The sequence below is a fragment of the Rhodococcus sp. MH15 genome (assembly GCF_019266045.1).
GTDB classification, from domain to species: domain Bacteria; phylum Actinomycetota; class Actinomycetes; order Mycobacteriales; family Mycobacteriaceae; genus Rhodococcus_F; species Rhodococcus_F qingshengii.
Genome location: NZ_LPNP01000054.1, coordinates 16,875 through 36,010 on the forward strand (window position 1 = coordinate 16,875; position 19,136 = coordinate 36,010).

At 62.3% G+C, this 19,136-nt stretch carries 18 protein-coding genes and 1 tRNA gene; 12 read left to right on the forward strand and 7 right to left on the reverse strand.

Annotated features, from left to right (window positions below):
• Window positions 1-15 precede the first annotated feature (15 nt).
• Window positions 16-909 carry a 3-hydroxyisobutyrate dehydrogenase gene (gene mmsB, locus ATN37_RS02430; protein ID WP_003941308.1) on the forward strand — a complete coding sequence of 298 codons (894 nt, stop codon included), beginning with the start codon at window positions 16-18 and terminating at the stop codon, window positions 907-909.
• Entirely contained in the window at window positions 909-1,685 is a 777-nt protein-coding gene (locus ATN37_RS02435) for an enoyl-CoA hydratase (RefSeq protein WP_003941374.1), read from the forward strand. Before mmsB ends, ATN37_RS02435 begins: the two co-directional genes overlap by 1 nt.
• Before the next feature lie 93 nt (window positions 1,686-1,778).
• Here ATN37_RS02435 and ATN37_RS02440 read toward each other — a convergent pair whose 3' ends face one another.
• Window positions 1,779-2,312, reverse strand: coding sequence for a MarR family winged helix-turn-helix transcriptional regulator (locus ATN37_RS02440; protein WP_054187333.1), 534 nt, complete (start codon window positions 2,310-2,312; stop codon window positions 1,779-1,781).
• A gap of 85 nt (window positions 2,313-2,397) precedes the next feature.
• Here ATN37_RS02440 and mraY point away from each other — a divergent pair, with 85 nt between their 5' ends.
• A complete protein-coding gene (gene mraY, locus ATN37_RS02445; protein ID WP_003941316.1) occupies window positions 2,398-3,474 on the forward strand; it encodes a phospho-N-acetylmuramoyl-pentapeptide-transferase in 1,077 nt (358 codons plus the stop codon).
• Here mraY and ATN37_RS02450 read toward each other — a convergent pair.
• Window positions 3,471-4,739, reverse strand: coding sequence for a multidrug effflux MFS transporter (locus ATN37_RS02450; protein ID WP_100084653.1), 1,269 nt, complete (start codon window positions 4,737-4,739; stop codon window positions 3,471-3,473). The two genes, mraY and ATN37_RS02450, sit on opposite strands and share 4 nt — an antisense overlap.
• 233 nt (window positions 4,740-4,972) lie before the next feature.
• Here ATN37_RS02450 and ATN37_RS02455 point away from each other — a divergent pair.
• Both ATN37_RS02455 and dcm read left to right on the forward strand, forming a co-directional pair.
• Window positions 4,973-5,043, forward strand: a tRNA-Cys gene (locus ATN37_RS02455).
• A gap of 159 nt (window positions 5,044-5,202) precedes the next feature.
• Complete coding sequence (gene dcm, locus ATN37_RS02460; RefSeq protein WP_054187334.1) at window positions 5,203-6,498, forward strand: DNA (cytosine-5-)-methyltransferase; 1,296 nt, start codon at window positions 5,203-5,205, stop codon at window positions 6,496-6,498.
• Between the two features lie 82 nt (window positions 6,499-6,580).
• On the opposite strand, the gene ATN37_RS32340 is transcribed toward dcm, so the two are convergent.
• Window positions 6,581-6,706, reverse strand: a complete 126-nt coding sequence (locus ATN37_RS32340) for a hypothetical protein (RefSeq protein ID WP_003941303.1) — start codon at window positions 6,704-6,706, stop codon at window positions 6,581-6,583.
• A gap of 394 nt (window positions 6,707-7,100) precedes the next feature.
• Window positions 7,101-7,748, reverse strand: a complete 648-nt coding sequence (locus tag ATN37_RS02465) for a TetR/AcrR family transcriptional regulator (RefSeq protein ID WP_054186755.1) — start codon at window positions 7,746-7,748, stop codon at window positions 7,101-7,103.
• 97 nt (window positions 7,749-7,845) lie between these two features.
• Between ATN37_RS02465 and ATN37_RS02470 the strand changes: the two genes are divergently transcribed.
• Entirely contained in the window at window positions 7,846-9,636 is a 1,791-nt protein-coding gene (locus ATN37_RS02470) for an amidohydrolase family protein (RefSeq protein ID WP_214924760.1), read from the forward strand.
• Entirely contained in the window at window positions 9,633-10,478 is an 846-nt protein-coding gene (locus ATN37_RS02475) for an alpha/beta fold hydrolase (RefSeq protein ID WP_054186753.1), read from the forward strand. The genes ATN37_RS02470 and ATN37_RS02475 overlap by 4 nt, the downstream gene beginning before the upstream one ends.
• Before the next feature lie 73 nt (window positions 10,479-10,551).
• Here ATN37_RS02475 and ATN37_RS02480 read toward each other — a convergent pair whose 3' ends face one another.
• The 3 genes from ATN37_RS02480 to ATN37_RS02490 are packed head-to-tail and all read right to left on the reverse strand — an operon-like array spanning window position 10,552 to window position 13,650.
• Complete coding sequence (locus tag ATN37_RS02480; protein WP_003941406.1) at window positions 10,552-11,691, reverse strand: sulfotransferase; 1,140 nt, start codon at window positions 11,689-11,691, stop codon at window positions 10,552-10,554.
• A gap of 7 nt (window positions 11,692-11,698) precedes the next feature.
• Entirely contained in the window at window positions 11,699-12,481 is a 783-nt protein-coding gene (locus tag ATN37_RS02485) for an SDR family oxidoreductase (RefSeq protein ID WP_054801046.1), read from the reverse strand.
• A 2-nt stretch (window positions 12,482-12,483) separates the two neighbouring features.
• Window positions 12,484-13,650 (reverse strand): hypothetical protein, encoded by a 1,167-nt coding sequence (locus ATN37_RS02490; protein WP_064075259.1) that lies wholly within the window; start codon window positions 13,648-13,650, stop codon window positions 12,484-12,486.
• A 116-nt stretch (window positions 13,651-13,766) separates the two neighbouring features.
• On the opposite strand from ATN37_RS02490, the gene ATN37_RS02495 reads away from it, so the two are divergent.
• The 5 genes from ATN37_RS02495 to ATN37_RS02515 all read left to right on the forward strand — a co-directional run bounded on the left by ATN37_RS02495 (window position 13,767) and on the right by ATN37_RS02515 (window position 19,135).
• Window positions 13,767-14,702 carry a helix-turn-helix domain-containing protein gene (locus ATN37_RS02495; RefSeq protein ID WP_030537323.1) on the forward strand — a complete coding sequence of 312 codons (936 nt, stop codon included), beginning with the start codon at window positions 13,767-13,769 and terminating at the stop codon, window positions 14,700-14,702.
• 143 nt (window positions 14,703-14,845) lie between these two features.
• A complete protein-coding gene (gene cysD, locus ATN37_RS02500) occupies window positions 14,846-15,772 on the forward strand; it encodes a sulfate adenylyltransferase subunit CysD (RefSeq protein WP_003941285.1) in 927 nt (308 codons plus the stop codon).
• Entirely contained in the window at window positions 15,772-17,616 is a 1,845-nt protein-coding gene (gene cysC, locus ATN37_RS02505; RefSeq protein WP_003941334.1) for an adenylyl-sulfate kinase, read from the forward strand. Before cysD ends, cysC begins: the two co-directional genes overlap by 1 nt.
• Window positions 17,613-18,767, forward strand: a complete 1,155-nt coding sequence (locus ATN37_RS02510; RefSeq protein WP_063316879.1) for a 3'(2'),5'-bisphosphate nucleotidase CysQ — start codon at window positions 17,613-17,615, stop codon at window positions 18,765-18,767. The genes cysC and ATN37_RS02510 overlap by 4 nt, the downstream gene beginning before the upstream one ends.
• On the forward strand, window positions 18,764-19,135 hold the full coding sequence (locus ATN37_RS02515; protein ID WP_007726173.1) for a limonene-1,2-epoxide hydrolase family protein: 372 nt from the start codon (window positions 18,764-18,766) through the stop codon (window positions 19,133-19,135). The genes ATN37_RS02510 and ATN37_RS02515 overlap by 4 nt, the downstream gene beginning before the upstream one ends.
• The last annotated feature ends 1 nt before the right edge of the window (window position 19,136 follow it).

Genomic DNA, 19,136 nt, shown 5'->3' on the forward strand with positions numbered 1-19,136 from the left:
GAAGGAGCATCACTAATGAGCACCATTGGATTTATCGGACTCGGTCACATGGGTGGCCCGATGGCGGCCAATCTTGTCAAGGCCGGACACAAGGTCGTCGGTTTCGACCTGGCACCTGCGGCGCTGGAGCAGGCAGTCAAAGACGGTGCATCGGTGGCGGATTCGGCGGTCGACGCCGTTCGCGGTGCCGACGTCGTGATCACGATGCTGCCGAGCGGTAAGCACGTTCTGGGTCTGTACGAAGAGCTGCTGCCGGTGGCAACACCGGGCACCCTGTTCATCGACTGTTCCACCATCGACGTCGCCGACGCCCGCGAGGCACACGACAAGGCCGAAGCGGCCGGTCACCGCAGCGTCGACGCTCCGGTCTCCGGTGGAGTCGTCGGGGCTACCGCAGGCACGCTGGCATTCATGGTCGGCGGTTCCGAGGCTGACTTCCAAGCCGCGTCACCGTTGCTGGACGTGATGGGCCGCAAGGTCGTTCACTGCGGCGACGCCGGTGTCGGCCAGGCAGCCAAGATCTGCAACAACATGATCCTCGGCATTTCGATGATCGCGATCAGCGAGGCGTTCGTGTTGGGCGAAAAGCTCGGCCTGAGCAACCAAGCGCTCTTCGACGTGGCGTCCAACGCCTCGGGACAGTGCTGGGCACTGACCACCAACTGCCCGGTTCCGGGACCTGTGCCCACCAGCCCGGCCAACAACGACTACCAGCCCGGCTTTGCTGTTGCACTGATGGACAAGGACCTGGGTCTGGCAGCAAATGCGCTGCGCAACAACGGCGTCGATGCAGAGATCGGACTCAAGGCAGCCGAACTCTACAGTCGCTTCCATGCCGCGGGCGGTGGCGGTCAGGACTTCTCTGCCATCATCAACGACATCCGTGACCGTTCGACCGAAGGACAGTAGTGACCGACTTCAACACCATCATCCTCGAGCGTAAGGGTCGCGTCGGCGTCATCACGCTCAACCGCCCGAAGGCTCTCAACGCGCTGAACTCCGAGCTGATGAACGAGGTCGTCGCCGCGGTTGCCGACCTCGAGGCGGACAACGGCATCGGAGCCATCCTGATCACCGGTTCCGAGCGCGCCTTCGCCGCCGGTGCCGACATCAAGGAAATGCAGTCCAAGACGTACATGGACGCATACGTCGAGGATTTCTTCACCCCGTGGGATCGCGTCGCAGCAGCTCGTAAGCCGCTGATCGCCGCCGTCTCCGGATACGCGCTCGGTGGTGGCTGCGAGCTTGCGATGCTCTGCGATTTCATCATCGCTTCGGATACCGCGAAGTTCGGCCAGCCCGAGATCAAGCTCGGTGTCATTCCGGGTATCGGTGGCTCGCAGCGCCTTACGCGCGCCGTGGGCAAGGCCAAGGCCATGGAGCTGTGCCTCACCGGCCGCAACATGGACGCAGAAGAAGCCGAACGTGCAGGCCTGGTTGCCCGGATCGTTCCGGCCGCCGATCTGCTCGACGATGCCTTGAAGACCGCAACCACCATCGCCGAGATGTCGCTGCCGATTGCGATGATGGCCAAGGAAGCAGTCAACCGCTCCTTCGAGACCACCCTCGCCGAGGGCGTCCGCTTCGAGCGTCGGGTGTTCCACTCGACCTTCGCGACGGAGGATCAGAAGGAAGGCATGACCGCGTTCGTGGAGAAGCGGTCGGCAGAATTCAAGCACCGCTGAATTTCAACAGCGCTGAATTTCAACAGCGCTGAAACTGCCCTCACACTCGTCGAGAGTGTGAGGGCAGTTTCTTTGTGTGTACGGGTGGTCGGTTCACCACTTGGTCGGTGCGCCGCCGGTGTCGAAGTCACCCGCAGTCTTGCGAAGTTCAGTGAGGATCGTCACCAATTGCTCGAGCTTGTCCTGCTGGAGTCCGGGGTGAGCGAACACCTTGCTGTTGAGCATTTCGGTCGCTTCGAGGGCCAGTGCGCGACCGGTGTCCGAGATCTCGATGAGCGTTGCACGGCGATCGCTGGGATGCGGGACCCGCCTGACCAACTCCGCTTTCTCCAAACGGTCGACGGCATTGGTGACGCTGGTGGGGTGAACCTGGAGTCGGGCGCTCGCCTTGGCCATCGGGAGTGCGCCCGACCTGGTGAAGGTGAGAAGCGTCAGCAGTTCGTAGCGAGCGAAGGTCAACCCGAGCGGCTTGAGTACCTCTTCGACCCGCGCCATCATGATCTGCTGCGCACGCATCACCGACGTGACCGCAGCCATACCGTCGGCGACGTCGCTCCACCCGTGCTCCGTCCACTGACGATGCGCCTCTTCGATGGGGTCGAGGGGGAGCGGCGCGGGGGGAGACATAGGTTCGATCATCCCATGCTGGCAAGCGGTCGGGTGCCTTGTCTGATTGTGTGTCGCAGCCGCTTACGTCTGTAGAGTCCCACGGGTGATTTCAATCCTCGTAGCGGGTGGCGTCTCGTTGTTCGTCGCGCTCTTCCTGACTCCGTTTCTCATTCGTGTGCTTTCGCGGCAGGGGCTCGGGCACGAGATTCGGATCGAGGGTCCGCAGAGCCATCAGGGCAAGCGTGGCACCCCGTCAATGGGCGGCATCGCGATCATCGCCGGCATGTGGGCGGGCTACCTGGCGGCACACATCATCGGTTTCGGCTCGCGGCTACCGCGGCTGTCTGCATCCGGTTGGCTGGTTCTCGCGCTGGCGACGTCACTGGGAATCGTCGGCTTTCTCGACGACTTCATCAAGATCCGCAAGAAGCGCAATCTCGGGCTGAACAAGACGGCAAAGACTGTCGGTCAGCTGGCGAGTGCCATCATCTTCGGCATTTTGTTCCTGCAGTTCTCCAACAACAACGGAGTCACTCCCGGAAGCCAGTACCTGTCCCATGTTCGTGACATCTCGGTGTTCTCCATGGGTGCCATCGGCTTTGTGGTCTTCTTCTGCATTCTGGTGTTCGCCTGGTCCAACGCCGTCAATTTCACCGACGGCCTCGACGGTCTCGCGGCCGGTTCGATGGGCATGATCCTGGGGACCTACGTCGTCATCGCCGGTTGGCAGTACCGGAACTCGTGTGTCCTCGAGCCTGCCGCCGGTTGCTACGACGTTCGTGACCCTCTCGATCTAGCGATCGTCGCTGCCGCCGCAGGCGGGGCGTGCCTCGGCTTCCTCTGGTGGAATGCCGCCCCGGCTCAGATCTTCATGGGCGACACCGGCTCCTTGGCACTCGGCGGCCTGGTTGTCGGCCTGTCCGTCACGACGCACACCGAGCTGCTGATGGTCATCATCGGCGCCCTGTTCGTCGCTGAGATCCTGTCGGTGATCATCCAGGTTCTGGTCTTCCGATCGTCCGGTCGACGCGTATTCAAGATGGCCCCGATCCATCATCACTTCGAGTTACTCGGTTGGCCGGAAACCGTCGTGATCGCAAGATTCTGGATCTTCGTCGCGATCTCGTGCGTCCTGGGACTTGCCACCTTCTACAGCGAGTGGTTCTCCGCTGCCGGTTAGACCGATTCACTCTTTCGGGTCGTAGCCAGAAGAGCGATCAGACCGAGCGACACACACGCCGTCATCGTGACGGCCAGGGCTGTGCTCGTGTTTCCCAGCAGGCCGACTGCCGGCGCGATGGCCGCACCGACGCCGAACTGGAATGCCCCGAGCATTGCCGCGGCAGTACCGGCCGCTTCGCCGTGACGAGCGAGCGCCAGTGCCGGGGCGTTGGGAAGAACGAACCCGATGGCACCGGCCATGACCCACAGTGCGATCACGAATCCGGCGAGCCCGCCCAGTTCCAAGACCGCGACAGCAATGACGACGGCCCCGGAGACAACGGCAGCCACGAGGGCCCACTTGGTGATCTGCTGAGGAGTCCACCGATCGAGCAGTCGGACGTTGACCTGCGAAGCGCCGATCAACGCAATCGCGCCCGCACTGAAGAGCAGCGCGAACTCCTGTTGATTGAGGCCGTACTGATCTTGATAGACAAACGACGCGCCCGAGACATACGCGAACAACGACGCCATGCCGACGCTGGATACGAGCGTGAGGACCATGAACGTGCGGTCGCCGAGCAGCGAACCGTAGGTACGGAGAACCGACGTCAATCCGCTCGGGCGACGCTTTTCCTTCGGCAATGTTTCGGACAGTCCGAACGCACCGATCATCGCTGTGCCGACGCCGATCAGTGCCAGGACGACGAAGATCCCGCGCCAGTCGAGGGCGACGAGGAGGGCGCCACCGATGCTGGGCGCCAGGATCGGCGCAACGCCGAGCACGAGCATCAGCCGGCTCATCACGACGGCAACGGTGTTACCGCTGTAGAGGTCGCGGACGATCGCCATGGTGACCACTGCCGCGGCCGCCGCGCCCATGCCCTGGAAAACCCGCAGGATGCCGAGGACAGCGATGCTCGGTGCGAAGACCGCCAGCAGCGAAGCCAGGATGTGCACACCGATCCCGGCGAGCAGCGGCTTCTTGCGGCCGAGAGTGTCCGAGAGCGGCCCGACCAACAGCTGTCCGAGTGCGAGGCCGATGAGGGTTCCGGTGATCGTCAGCTGAACCGTTGACGACGAGACTCCGAGATCGGCGCCGATATCCGGCAGCGCGGGCAGGTACATGTCGATGGTGAAGGGCCCGAGCGCGGTCATGGAACCGAGGGCAAGAATCTTCCCGACGCTCGGCTTGCGGTCGACACTGCTCGTATCCAGCGGGGCCGTCTCCAAGAGCGGAGCTGCCTTCACAGGCGGGGCGATGGCGGTGTTCTCGGCACTCATGAAACCTTCTGGGTTGTCTTGGTCTGGCGAACTGCTCGGTCGTTCGGGCGAAATTCGGGCCGCAATCGAATGACCTGCGCCCACCGAGGGAGTCAGCATCGAGACTGACCGATTTGTTCCCGAAGGGCTCACGGTTTTCCCAGAGACTGGAACAGTTGGTGGGATTGCACTCGAATCATGCTGAGCGGAACTGTGGTTCGGCGCCGCGACTCGGGGCAGAGTTACTCACTGACGCGGGTGTGGCTGAGTGGCTAGGCACCGGCCTGCAAAGCCGTTCACACGGGTTCGAGTCCCGTCATCCGCTCGTGTCGGAGACCGGCAGGCATATCGCCTGCCGGTCTCTCTTGTGTGGTCCTGGTTCGCGGGGTTGGCTGCGATAGTCTGGGCTGCCGGAGCGAGCGGACCACATGAGTGAGGCACTGAATTGATTTCGGGACAGGACCTGCGATCGCGGCGCTTGCACGTGGGGATCAGTCAGTTCCAGTTCGCCCGCCAGGCGGGAGTCTCGTCAGCAGTCGTCTCCGCGTGGGAACTCGACAAGGCATATCCGAAGCCACCGGTTGAGCGAGCAGTCCTCACGGCCCTCTCGGCGTTGGAAGCGGCCAAGCGTGAGGGCACGTACGCGGCCCCCCGGAAGCGGTCGAGCGGTAGTACCCGTGCGCGTCGAGCGACACCGGTCAACGACCCCGCCTCGGTGGCCAGGCGTGCGGTCGCGGGGGCAGGAAACGGTGGCCCCACCGTATTGACGGCGTTCTCCGGTTGTGGCGGTATGGCCGAAGGCTTTCGGATGGCGGGGTTTTCGGTGGAGGGATACATCGAAGTCGTGCCGGAGGCGCGCGCGACCTTCGATCGGAACTTCCCCGGCGCGAAGTGCCTCGGTGAGGACATCCGGGCGATCGACGAAGCCCGTGTGAAAGATCTTCTGGCACAGGTGAATATCGATGTGTTGGCCGGGGGGCCGCCGTGTCAGGGTTTCAGTCTCGCCGGCCGGCGAGACCGCGACGATCCGCGCAACCATCTCTTCCGGAACCTACTCGAGCTCGCCGATCTGGTGAGGCCGAAGGTCGTGGTGATGGAAAATGTTCGGCTGCTGCTGAGCATGAAAGACCCGGACGGTGGGATGGTCGTCGACCGGATTCTCGGCGAGATGGCTGCATGCGGTTACGACGCGTCGGTCAACACGGTCAATGCGCAGGATTACGGCGTCCCGCAGTTCCGGGAACGAGTGTTCATCGTGGCGACCCGCCGCGACAGTGGTATCGGGCCGCTGCGTTTTCCGCCGAAGACTCACGGCGTGAATGGTGTTGCGCCGCTGAGGACTTTTCGCGATGCCACCGTCGACCTGGCCCCGCTGGAATCCGGGCAGGCTTGCGAGACGGACCCGCTGCACTGGGCCGTCGAGCATCCCGAGCACGTCTTGCGGTGGCTGCGTGATGTACCGGAAGGAATGTCGGCGCACGACAACGAAGATCCGGCCATGCGACCGTCGTCCGGGTACAACACGACGTACAAGCGCCTCCGGTGGGACGAGCCGGCGTCCACGGTCGGAACCACTTTCGGGATGATCTCGGCTTCACGCAACGTGCATCCGAAACACACGCGATCGTTGACCGTTCGAGAAGCTGCTCGCCTCCAGACCTTTCCCGACGACTACGTCTTCGAGGGCAAGTGGGGAGCGGTGCGCACGATGATCGGCAATGCGGTGCCGCCGCAGCTGGCGTCGGTACTGGCAGGAGAGATCAAGAAGGCACTCGGCTGAGATAGAGCACCTACGGAAAATGGGGCCGACGATGTCGGCCCCATTTCGAGTTACGCCCTGGCAGGGGTGTGGTGCAAGCGAATCAGCTGAGGTTGAGCTTGGCGATCAACGGCTGGACGACCTTGATGATGTCGATGACGGCGCTGAGGGTGTTGATGGAACCCATGTTTCGGTCCTCCGTGTCGTATGTACAGGTGTGTATGTACAAGGTTGTGTCTGCGTGGTGTTTCTGTACGACCTTGTGTCGCAGACACAAGTTAGCAAACTGGACGCTTGTTTGGGTCGAAATGACCGCTTTGCGCTGAAGTTGCTGAAAAGTTCACGGATTGTTCAGGAACGTAAACAAAAAACAGGCCGGACTCCCCGAAGTCCGGCCTGTCGATGACGCTTTGCGATCAGCTGAATGCCGAAAGTGCGCTGATGAGGCCGATGCCCGCAACTGCGACCTTGAGGACACTCAAGACGTCTTCGAGCTTGACACCCTCGGGCAATACGTTTTCGACAGACTCCATGTTGGATCCTTCATGTGTTGGGGTCGTGGTCCAGTGCCACTGCAAGCAAGATACCCAATCGTGACCACCTGTGAAACCCCGGCACGAAGATCACAGTTGTGTTGCGCCGGACTCACTGGCCGTCGCGGCAACGGTGGCTGCCACTATTTGCTCCACGCTGATGCCCGCTGCCGGTAGGCAGTGGTAGAAGATTCGTTCGCAAAGGTCGACCATTTCGCCTCGCTCGAGCGTCGGCTCGTCGATCCAGTTGACGACGATTTCCTCCATGAATGCCTGCCACCCGGCGATTGTCGCCTCCACGGTCGCGTTCGATTCGATGCCTAGATTCGTCAGCGCAGCGACGATCCACGTGGTGAAAGTGCGGCGCATGCCTCGGTAGATCGTGCGCATTCGAACGTCGCCACTGCCGGCCATACGCATCACGGCGAGGTAAATGGTGGGGTGCTCGATAACGGCGTCGACGAATGTCTCGATACCTGAGCGCAGCTGGGACGTGATGGGTAGCTCGGGATCCGGTCGCATTCGATCTTCGAGATCGGCCGAGGCGGCCTCGAGGATGGCGTTCTGGAAACCCTTCTTGTTCTTGAAGTAGTGGAACAGCAGTGGCGGCGAGACACCGGCCTCGGCTGCGACGCGATCCATCGACAGTTGGTCGAAAGGCTCGGTCCGCAGCATCTGTACTGCCACCTCGAGGATTTGCCTCTGACGGTCTTCGGGGGAGCGGGGGACTGCAGCCATTCCGTCATCTTATGTATTGGTTCGGAAGGTTCATTGACTTTTACTCAACGCTGTCTATAACGTGAGGTAACACATACGTGAGGCGAGGAGTCCGACAGTGTCTGCTTTCGACATCGTGGTCAACGACGGGTTGTGGTTCGACGGGACGGGGGCTCCAGGTCTGCGTCGTAATCTCGGAATTCGAGACGGCGTGGTCGCGGAGGTGTCCACGACGCGCCTCGAGATCGGGACGGACACAGAAGTGATCGACGCGGCCGGCAAATGGGTTCTCCCCGGCTTTGTCGACGTCCACACGCACTACGACGCCGAAGCCTTGGTCAGTCCAGGGCTTCCGGAATCGGTTCGCCACGGCGTCACGACGGTCGTGCTCGGCAATTGCTCGCTGTCGACGGTGTATTCGACGCCGCGCGAGATCGCGGATCTGTTCAGCCGGGTCGAAGCAGTTCCCCACGACGCGGTGCTGCGCATCCTCGAAGCGAACAAGACCTGGACCGGTCCCGCGGCGTACACCGCCGCCCTCGAAGCCCTTCCCCTCGGACCCAATGTCGCGGCCTTCATCGGTCATTCCGACATCCGCACGCACGTACTCGGACTGGGGCGCGGCACCGACAAGAAGGTCAAGCCGACTCGCTCGGAACTCGGCCGGATGGGCTCGATGCTCGAGGACGCCATCGACGCTGGGATGCTGGGCCTGTCGTCGATGACCAATGCCCTCGACAAGATCGACGGCGACGAATATCGTTCTCGCTCTTTGCCGTCGACGTATGCACGGTGGAAAGAGTTCCGATTCCTCAATCGCATCCTTCGTGATCGCGGAAAGATCTTGCAGAGCGCTCCGACCATCAACCTGCATCCGAACGTCGCGGCGTTCTTCGCCGAAAGCTCGGCGATCGGACGCAAGAAACCGCTCAAGACGTCGCTGCTCTCCGGTGCGGATTCGAAGGCCTACCCGGTGATCGTGTACTTCATGCTCGCTGCGGCCCCACTGCTCAATCGCTTCGCGAAGACCGATTTCAAGTGGCAGCACCTTCCGGTTCCCTTCACCGTCTACGCGGATGGAATCGACCTGGTCGTGTTCGAGGAGTTCGGTGCCGGCGCCGCCGCTTTGCACCTCAAGGACCAGGTGGAGCGCAACGAACTGCTCCAGGACGAGTCGTACCGTCGCGCATTCCGTAAGGACTACGACAACAAGTTCTCACCCCGCATCTGGCATCGCAATTTCTACGATGCGGTCATCGTGGGATGCCCGGACGAGACGTTGATCGGCAAGAACTTCGGTCAGGTCGGTGACATCCGCGGAGTGCACCCGGTGGACGCGTACCTCGACCTGGTGGTGAAGTACGGGCGAGATCTTCGCTGGCGCACCACCATTGCCAATCACCGGCCCAAGTTCGCGAAGAAACTCGCCGCGAGTTCCGGTGTGCAGATGGGCTTCGGCGATGCCGGCGCGCATCTGCGCAACATGGCGTTCTACAACTACCCGGTGCGACTCCTCAAGCGCGTCAAGGACGCTCAGAGTGACCGCAAGCCGTTCCTCACCATCGAGCGCGCAATCCACCGCCTGACGGGCGAACTGGCGGACTGGTACGGCATCGACGCCGGGCATCTACGCCAGGGTGACCGCGCGGACTTCGTTGTCATCGACCCGGCCGGGCTCGACGAGTCGGTGGACGGGTTGTTCGAGGCAAAGGTTCCCGAGTACGGCGGGATCAGCCGGATGGTCAACCGCAGCGACGACGCAGCGGTCGCTACGGTGATCAACGGCCGACTCGTCTACCGCGAAGGTGAATTCGCCCCCGGATTCGGAATCGAAAAGACAGGTCAGTTCCTGCGTGCCGGTGAAAAGGCTCCGGTTACCAGGGCCGCGAAGACTAGCGTGGCGCTATGACTACACCGGCGGATCGCCTCACCTCGTACTCCCGGTCCGGGCTGACCTTCGACGTACGCGACGAAGGACCCGCCGACGGTCCGGTCGTGGTTCTCCTGCACGGGTTTCCGCAGGATTCCCGCTCATGGGATCACCTTGCGCCGTTACTGCACGCCCGCGGCTTCCGGACCGTCGCACCGGATCAGCGAGGGTACTCACCCGGCGCCAGGCCGAAAGCGCGCTGGGCGTACCGTGGGTCCGAACTCGCCGCTGACACTGTCGCACTGATCGACGCGCTCGCGGTGGGCAAAGTGCACCTGGTCGGCCACGACTGGGGTGCCGCAGTCGCATGGCAGGTGGCCGCCGAACGGCCGGACTTGCTCGATACCGTGACCGCGGTGTCGGTTCCGCACCCACTGGCGTTCGTCAAGGCGATGGTGACCAGCACACAGGGACTGAAGTCGTGGTACATGGGGGCGTTCCAATTACCCTTCGTCCCCGAGAAGATTCTGTCCTCCACGTCGGCAGGTGAAAAGTTCCTGATTTCGAGCGGGCAGACGCCGGAGAACGCGCGGCGCGATCTGAACGCCATGCTGGCTCCCGGTCGGCTACGCGGCGGTCTGAACTGGTACCGCGCGATGTGGATGACCAAGCCGAACCCCGCAACTGCCAGGGTCACCGTGCCGACCCTGCACGTCTGGAGTGACGGCGACGCCGCCATCGGCCCCAAAGGGTCTGCGCTCACCCCCGCGTTTGTCGACGGCCCGTACCGGTTCGAGGTTCTCAGCGGCGTGAGCCACTGGATTCCGGACGAGGCGCCGGTCGAGTTGGACCGACTGCTGGGTGAGCATCTCAGCAGCTGACCGCGTTTTGATCACTGAAGCCCCGCCGATCGGCGGGGCTTCAGTTGTCAGCAAGGTCGTCGGCCAGCGGTGGTCAGCGAGTTCCGAATCGCTCTTCCACCTGCTCCTTCGTCAGACCGAACTCCTCGAGCGTGTACTTGTGCGAAGGTTTGCGAGCACCCGAGCGGCTTTCCTCGTGCATGGCCTCCATCGACTGCTGCGCGGCAGCTGTCAACGGGATGTCGAAGTGCGTGTAGATGTTCTCGACGGTTCCCAGCGGATCGGTGACGAAGTCCTGATAGTCGACGTCGATGAACTGCGCGGGATTGTGGTGTGCGCGTGCACTGTCGAACTGCTCGAGCCCCCTGGCCCACAATTCGAGCTGACTTTCGCCGATCACCTTGTCGGTGAACGTGTTCGACCAACCCTCTGTCGCCTGGGCGGCCAGGCTGCACACCGACGGAATGATCGTCGTAGGGGAGCGGTGAGTCTGAATGACAAGCGCGTCGGGGTACGCCTCCATCAATTCGTCGAGCGCGAACAGGTGGCTCGGGTTCTTGAGGACCCACCGTCGATCCTGATCGGGCAGACCGATCAGCTGCAGGTTCTTCTTGTGTCGTGCATAGGCGTTCGACCACTCCTGGTCCTTCAGCCATGCGGAGTACGTGGGTAGATTCGCCAGGCACTCGTACGACACGGACTTGAACGTCTGACGCAAGAGTTGCCAACATTCTTCGACTTCGCTGGCCGACATGTAGTGCACGCCCATGAATTCGGGATGCTCGACGTGGTGTTGACCGAATGTCTCCTCGATCTTGGCGAAGACCGGGTTCGATTCCCACGTATCGCGAGGCGGGCGAGGCTGAGGGAACTCGGTCAGCCACATCTCGAGGCCCTGGTGAGCCGGGTCGACCGTGAGGAGGCGGTGCAAGGCAGTGGTGCCCGTCCGTGGCAATCCGGTGACGAAGATCGGCCGCTCGATCTTGACGTCGGCGTGCTCCGGATGCTCCTTCCACGCCGATTCGCTGAGCAGACGGGCCACCAGGGCGCCGCGAAGGAATACCCGAGAGATCTTGCTGCCGAAGGGCGTCAGATCCTCGTCACGGTCGTAAGACTCGAGCAGGACCGACAGAGCTTCGGTGTAATCGTCGACGCCGAAGTCCGTCAGGCCGGTCATCCGCGTCGCCGAGGCATGGAGATCCTCGACGGTGCCGACGTGAGTGCGTTCAGTCATGGTGCTCCTAGTGATGGAATTCGCCGCAGTTGACGTCGATGCATTGGCCGGTGATCGCGCTGGCCATCGGAGACGCCAGGAAGATCGCCGCGTCGGATACTTCATCCGTCGTCGGCAGGCGCTTGAGGTCGGTGTTCGACGCAGTGTGCTCGTAGATCTGCTCGACAGTCATGCCGAACTTCTCCGCCTGGTGCGCGAAGTATCCCTTGAGGGTGTCTCCCCAGATATAGCCGGGTGCAATCGAATTGACACGAATTCCCTGCGGGCCGAGTTCGGTGGCCAGGGACTGCGACATGGCGAGCAGGGCCGACTTCGCCATCTTGTAGCTGCCGTAACGCTCTTGCGAATGCCGCAACACCATCGAATTGATATTCACCACGGAGCCGTCCGACTCGCCAAGTGCCGGCGTGAACAGCTGAGTCAGGCGCAACGCACCCAGTACGGTCAGTTCGATGCTGTCGCGGATGTGCTGGTAATCGGTGCGAGCCAACGGTTTCATCGACGGAATCGAGAATGCATTGTTGATCAGAGTGTCCACTTTGCCGTAGGCGGCAATGGACTCGGCCACCAGATTCTCGGCGGAAGCCTGGTCGGTGATGTCGGTGGCAACGGTGACGGCGCGCCCACCGGCATCGACTATTTCCTTCGCAACGTCGTCGAGTCGCGATTGCGTACGTGCTGCGAGAACAAGACTCGCGCCGGCCGACGCACATCGAAGGGCCAGAGCGCGGCCGAGTGCCGGGCCGACTCCGGAGATGACTACTACACGGTCTTCGAGCAAGGCGGTCATGATTACCCCAGCATTCGGTTGTCGATGGCGGCCTGGCGCTGGGCAATGCGTGCTGCCCAGTCCTCGGCGGTGATGGCGTTGGTGTCGAAATGCGGCAGGTGCTTCGCAATATCTGCGACGGCGACGATTTCGACGGTGGGACCGTCCTGCGGCGTCAGCTCGCGGGACACGCGCTGCCAACGGAACTGCAGAATGCCGCGCGGATGTCCGACGGTTTCGATCCAGTTGGTGACACCGGGGTTCTTCTCGCTGACCACCATTCGAACCATCCCGTCCGGATCGACCTGTGCCTGGCCGTTGTTGAGGGAGGTCTGATGATTGACGTAGTCCAGTGAGATGTACCAGAGGCTCCCCAGTTGGAAGCCGAGATACGGTGCGTCGGAGGCGGGAACGGTGATGATCATCGCCTGCTCGTCGGTGAGTTCGTAATGTCCCACCGACGAGTACTGCGTTGCCAGCCCGCCCGGTGTCAGGCGTGGTTCGGTCATGGTGTTGACCGTGAGCTTGAGGTAGAACCACTCCGGGAACTGGAGCCACGTCTTGACCCGCGTGACCAGTGCCTTCCCAGCCCGGGCGTAACGCTTCTCGGTCTCTTCGGCGGTGAGAGGTGGCGGCGCGATCCCGATCGAATCGGTGCGCTCGATGCGGATCACACCGCGCTGCTGACTCCAGTCGCTGTAGACCTCGCGAACGACCAGCTGCGAGGATCCGGGCGCCAGGGTGTAGTAGTTGGCTCGGCCGTCGGCAGGGCCGGGGCCGAACCAAGCGACGAAGTTACCGTCGTCGTCTATCTCCAGCTCGCGGTCGTCGAAGGCGATTTCGCTGCCGGGAACGTTCGAGTTGGTGTAGTTCCCACTCAACACCTGGAAGCTGAGATCGGCTGTGGTGCCGCGCTTTCCGGTGACCTTGTATTCCTTGTCGTCGTTGATACGGGCGCCGAAGTACAGAGTGTCGGGGTTGTCGAGGCCCATCTTGGTGAATGGTCCGGTGCCCTGGATGAAACTCGGATGGGTCTTTTCGCCGGCCCAGGCGGCATGCGTCGTCGCAATGATTCCGCCGGCCAGATATTGGTATCCCTCCAGTAGATCCTGTTCGGATCTGATGTGCGGCGCAGTCTCGATCAATTTCTCGGCTTCGGCGATCGCCTCGGCAAACGGGTCCGTCAGCACGCTGGCTCCTCACAGTTCCGACTATGTCGCCGGTCCAGAGCGTCGTGGTACAAATATGTACCTATTTGGTAGATGTTGGGTATTTTGACAATAGAACGCGTTCTAGGGAGTGGTCAATGGGTGGACCGGAGAAGGCGCCTGAAGCAGCACGCTCGAGGGGGAGGCAATCGCCTCCCACCGAACGGGTGGTTCAGGTGCTCGACTACCTCGTCGGCCGCCCTGATCAGCGGTTCGGGCTGTCGGAACTGGCCCGCGCGCTCGAGATCAGCAAGCCCACCTGCTTGGGAATCCTCACGGCGCTGGCTGATCGTGGATACCTGACTCGGGACGAGGTGTCGAAGACCTATGGGCTCGGTCCGGCCTTGATCGCGGCCGGACGTGCAGCTCAGCGGGGATTTGCCGTCGGACCCATTGCCCGCACCCATCTGGAGAAAGTGAGCACGGAGTTCGGGACGACGTGCACGGCGTCCGGTGTGATCGGTGATCAGATCAGCGTTCTCGAAGTGACCGGACCGATCGGCGCGCGTCGCGCCGCCAAGGTCGGTCAGGTGTACCCGTTCGCTCCACCGGTCGGACTGATGTACGTCCTCTGGGGTTCGGATCACGACATGGACAGTTGGCTGAGCAAAGAGCCGAGCCTACCGGTGCGCTTGGATCGCGAGCGTCTGTGGAACGTGGTCCGCGAGTGTCGGGCTGCGGGGTATCTGGTCGAGAGTCTGGATCCCGTCGGGCAGCGACTGCACACGCTGATGGCGGGCGTTGCGACGCACGATCTTCCGCCGGAGGTGCGTGAACTGCTCGGTGAGATGGTCTCGAGCCTGGGCGAGAGGGTGTATCTCGGACGCGACATCAGCTCTGACGACGAGCATCCGGTGAGTCTCATTGCCGCCCCGACCTACGACGCCGAGGGGCATCAGGCCCTTGTGCTCACTCTGTATGTGGGTGGGGCGATCACGGGCGCCGAGATCGAGCGCCGCGCCGCGGCGCTGGTTGCGGCGGCGGATGCGGTGACGGCGGAAGTTGGTGGCAGGAGTCCGGTTCGCGGTCTGTGACGTCTGATTGCCGGTCATTGACCTTTGGGTAGAACGAGTTCTATTCTGTGATTGCGTTCAATTTAGAACCAGTCCGGTACATAAATGTACCGATGCGGAAATGGTGTTCCGCACGGAGTACGTGATGCTCAGGAGCGAAAGACATGGCAACACTCCAGACCCCGCCCGCCTACGAGTTGTCGCATCTGCGAGCACTCGAAGCGGAGGCGGTCCATATTTTCCGCGAAGTCGCAGCGACTTTCGAAAAGCCGGTCCTCCTGTTCTCCGGAGGTAAGGATTCCGTCGTGATGCTGCACGTAGCGGCCAAGGCATTCTGGCCTGCCCCACTGCCGTTCGCTGTGATGCACGTCGACACCGGTCACAATTTCGACGAGGTGATCGAATTCCGCGACCAGACGGTCGATCGCTTCAACCTGCGTCTTGTCGTCTCCAGCGTGCAGGACGACATCGACGCCGGACGCGTCATCGAGGACACCGGAGTCGGTTCCAGTCGCAATCGCCTGCAGACGCACGCGTTGCTGCGCGGAATTCGCGACAACAAGTTCGACGCCGTGTTCGGTGGTGCTCGCCGAGACGAGGAGAAGGCGCGCGCCAAAGAGAGGGTGTTCAGCTTCCGGGACGAGTTCGGGCAATGGGATCCGAAGGTGCAGCGACCTGAACTGTGGAACCTGTACAACGGCAAACACCGTAAGGGCGAACATATTCGGATCTTCCCGCTCTCCAACTGGACAGAGCTCGACATCTGGCAGTACATCGAGAGCGAGCAGATCGACCTCCCCGGCATCTACTACGCCCATCGTCGCGAGGTGGTTCCACGCGACGGAATGTTGTTGGCACGCACCCGCTTCCTCGAGCTTCGCGCCGGCGAAGAGTCCTACGAGGCGTTGGTGCGCTTCCGTACGGTCGGCGACGCAACGTGTACCGGATGCGTCGAATCGTCGGCCGAAACACCGGGCGCTGTCGTGGAAGAAGTTGCGGCGAGCCGTATCACGGAGCGTGGCGCAACCAGAGCTGATGACCGGATTTCCGAAGCTGGCATGGAAGATCGTAAGAAAGAGGGGTACTTCTGATGCCGCAACTGCTGAGAGTCGCTACAGCGGGCAGTGTCGACGACGGAAAATCGACACTCATCGGCCGCTTGCTCTACGACTCCAAGTCGATCTTCGAGGACCAACTCGAGGCCGTGGAACGGAGCAGTCGAGAACGCGGCGACGAGTACGCCAACCTCGCGCTACTGACCGACGGATTGCGCGCCGAGCGTGAACAGGGCATCACGATCGACGTGGCCCACCGGTATTTCGCGACCCCTCATCGGAAGTTCATCATCGCGGACACTCCCGGGCACGAGCAGTACACCCGCAACATGGTGACCGGCGCGTCGACGGCCGACCTTGCCCTGATCCTGGTGGATGCTCGCAAAGGGGTGCTCGAACAGACGCGGCGGCACGCCTTCTTGTCCACTCTCCTGGGGATACCCCACCTCGTGCTGTGTGTGAACAAAATGGACCTGGTGGGCTGGTCTCAGGAACGGTTCGAGGAGATCAAGGAAGAATTCCGACAGTTCGCTATCAAGTTGGACGTTCACGACCTGACGTTCATTCCGGTCTCGGCGCTGTTGGGGGACAACATCGTTGCCCGGACCGAGAACATGTCCTGGTACGACGGGCCTTCTCTGCTGCACCATCTCGAGCAGGTGCACATCGCGTCGGATCGCAACTTGATCGACGCTCGGTTTCCGGTGCAGTACGTGATCCGTCCGCAGAAGCAAACCGACGCCGACCTCCACGATTTCCGTGGATACGCCGGAACGGTGGCCAGCGGCGTCTTCAAGCCCGGCGACGAAATCGTGGCTTTGCCTTCAGGATTCACCTCGACGGTGAAGGCAGTCCACGGGCCGGGCGGTGACGTGATCGACGAAGCGTTTGCGCCCTCGGCCGTATGCATCGAGCTGACCGACGATCTCGACGTCAGCCGCGGGGACCAATTGTGTCGGCTCAACAACCGGCCGCAGGTCGGGCAGGAAATCGATGCGATGGTCTGTTGGTTGACCGAACAGACAACTCTGTCGGAGAACAATCGCTACTCGTTGCTGCACACCACGCGCTCCACGAAAGCGCAGATCGTCAAGCTCGACTACCGGCTGGACGTCAATTCTCTGCACCGCGACGAGAAGGCAGAATCTCTGTCCCTCAACGAGATCGGCCGCATCTCGATCAAGACGCAGCAGCCGTTGATGTTCGATCCCTACCGCCGCAACCGCGTGACGGGCAGCTTCATTCTCGTGGACGAGACCACGGGCAATACCGTCGCCGCCGGAATGATCAACGGTCCGACGCTCAAGGAATCGCGCGTCGTCTGGCACAGTTCGGAGGTTTCTCGCGAGGAACGTGCGACTGCCGGCGCCACCGTGTGGCTCACCGGTCTCTCGGCCTCGGGTAAGTCGACGATCGCGGTGGAACTCGAGCGGCGGTTGGTGGCCGCGGGTATCCCGGCGTACCGCCTCGACGGCGACAACCTCCGGCACGGATTGAACGCGGATCTGGGATTCAGTGCCGATGACCGCGCCGAGAACGTCCGCCGAGTCGGCTCGGTGGCGCAGTTGTTCGCTGATTCAGGTGCAGTGGCAGTGGCCTGCCTGATAAGCCCGTACCGCGAAGATCGTGATCGAGTGCGGGCGGCGCACGAGGCCGCCGGGCTGAAGTTCGTCGAGGTCTACGTCGACACCCCGATCGAGCAATGTGAAGCCCGAGACCCCAAGGGCATGTACGCCAAGGCCAGGGCCGGGGAAATCACGGGATTCACCGGAGTCGACGATCCCTACGAAGCTCCGACAAGTCCCGAGTTGGTGATCAGACCCGAAGACGGAACGCCTACCGAACTTGCGCTGCGAATTATGGAAGTGTTGGACCGGTGAGCGAATCCACACACAGCAGAATCGCCGACGAGGCACTCGCGGCGGAATTGGCGCAGGCCGCCGGTGCGATCCTCCTGGGGATCCGAGCCGAGGGTCTTGGTGTCGACGGCGGTCGTGAACTGGGTCGCCGGGGCGACAAGGCCGCCGATTCCTACATCCTCGACCGGTTGGCTGCCGAGCGGCCGGGCGATGCCGTGCTCTCTGAGGAATCTGCCGACGATCGCAGTCGTCTGGATGCAGCTCGGGTCTGGATCATCGATCCGCTGGACGGCTCCAAGGAATACGGCTTGCCGAATCATGCGGATTGGGCAGTGCACGTGGCGCTTTGGGAGCGCGGTAGCGGAATTACCGCAGCCGCGGTTGCTCAGCCGGCGCTCGGAGCGGTGTACTCCAGTGGCGACGAGGCAGCTTCGGTTGCCGCCAACTCGCCGCTCCGCGTAGTAGTCAGCGGATCGCGACCACCCGCATTCACCGAAGCGGTGGCAGCCGAACTCGGCGCCGACGTGGTGCACATGGGATCGGCCGGCGCCAAGGCGATGGCGGTGGTGCGCGGCGAGGTCGACGCGTACCTGCACGCCGGTGGGCAGTGGGAATGGGATTCGGCTGCACCCGTCGGCGTCGCACAGGCGGCGGGACTGCATTGCAGCCGCATCGACGGTTCGCCGCTGCTCTACAACGAATCTCATCCGTACCTGCCGGATCTCGTGATCTGCCGACCTGAGTTGTCGGAGTCGATCCTGGGCGCAATTGCCAAGCACTCCACGGAGTGTGCGGTCAGCGGACGCGTCGCCATGGCGCGTGAATACGTGAACGCATTGCTCACTCATGACGCAACGAAGGTCCGCTTCGCCGCCGACGCCTGGCGGGTCGAGAACGGTCAGCGAACCGGTGACAGCGGCGCCTTCATCAGCAACGAGCTCGAACAAGGCCAGCAATATCGCGGAATCGTGGCGATACGTGAACTCGCGCTGCGTGAGTGGGGCGAGAGCGTAGTAGCCCGGTATCTGCTCGACCTCGGAACACCCGGCCAGGCACCGGCCGTCACGGTTTTCGTGACCGAGTACTTCGGGATACCGGCAGGCGAGATCGAAAGCATCCTGGCAATCATCGAACCCCACGAAGACGATTCGAAAGAGGCTGGAACACAATGACATCGGACAAACTGATCACCGATTTCTGTGCGCTGTGGGCAGACGCCGATGTTGCAAAGATCGTCGACTACTTCACCGATGACGTCGTTTATCACAACATCCCGATGGAGCCCGTGGTCGGTCGCGAGGCCGTCCGGGCGTTCATCGAGCAGTTTGTCGGTGCCTTCGGCAACATCGACTTTCAGATCAAGCGTCAGGTCGCGGACGGCAACACCGTCATGAACGAGCGCGTCGACGTCTTCACCATCAACGGCGCCGAGGTAGCGCTCCCGGTCATGGGGGTGTTCGAAGTCGAGGACGGAAAGATCAAAGCCTGGCGCGACTATTTCGACATGGCGCCGATCAATGCGGCAGCCGGCCAGGCCTGAT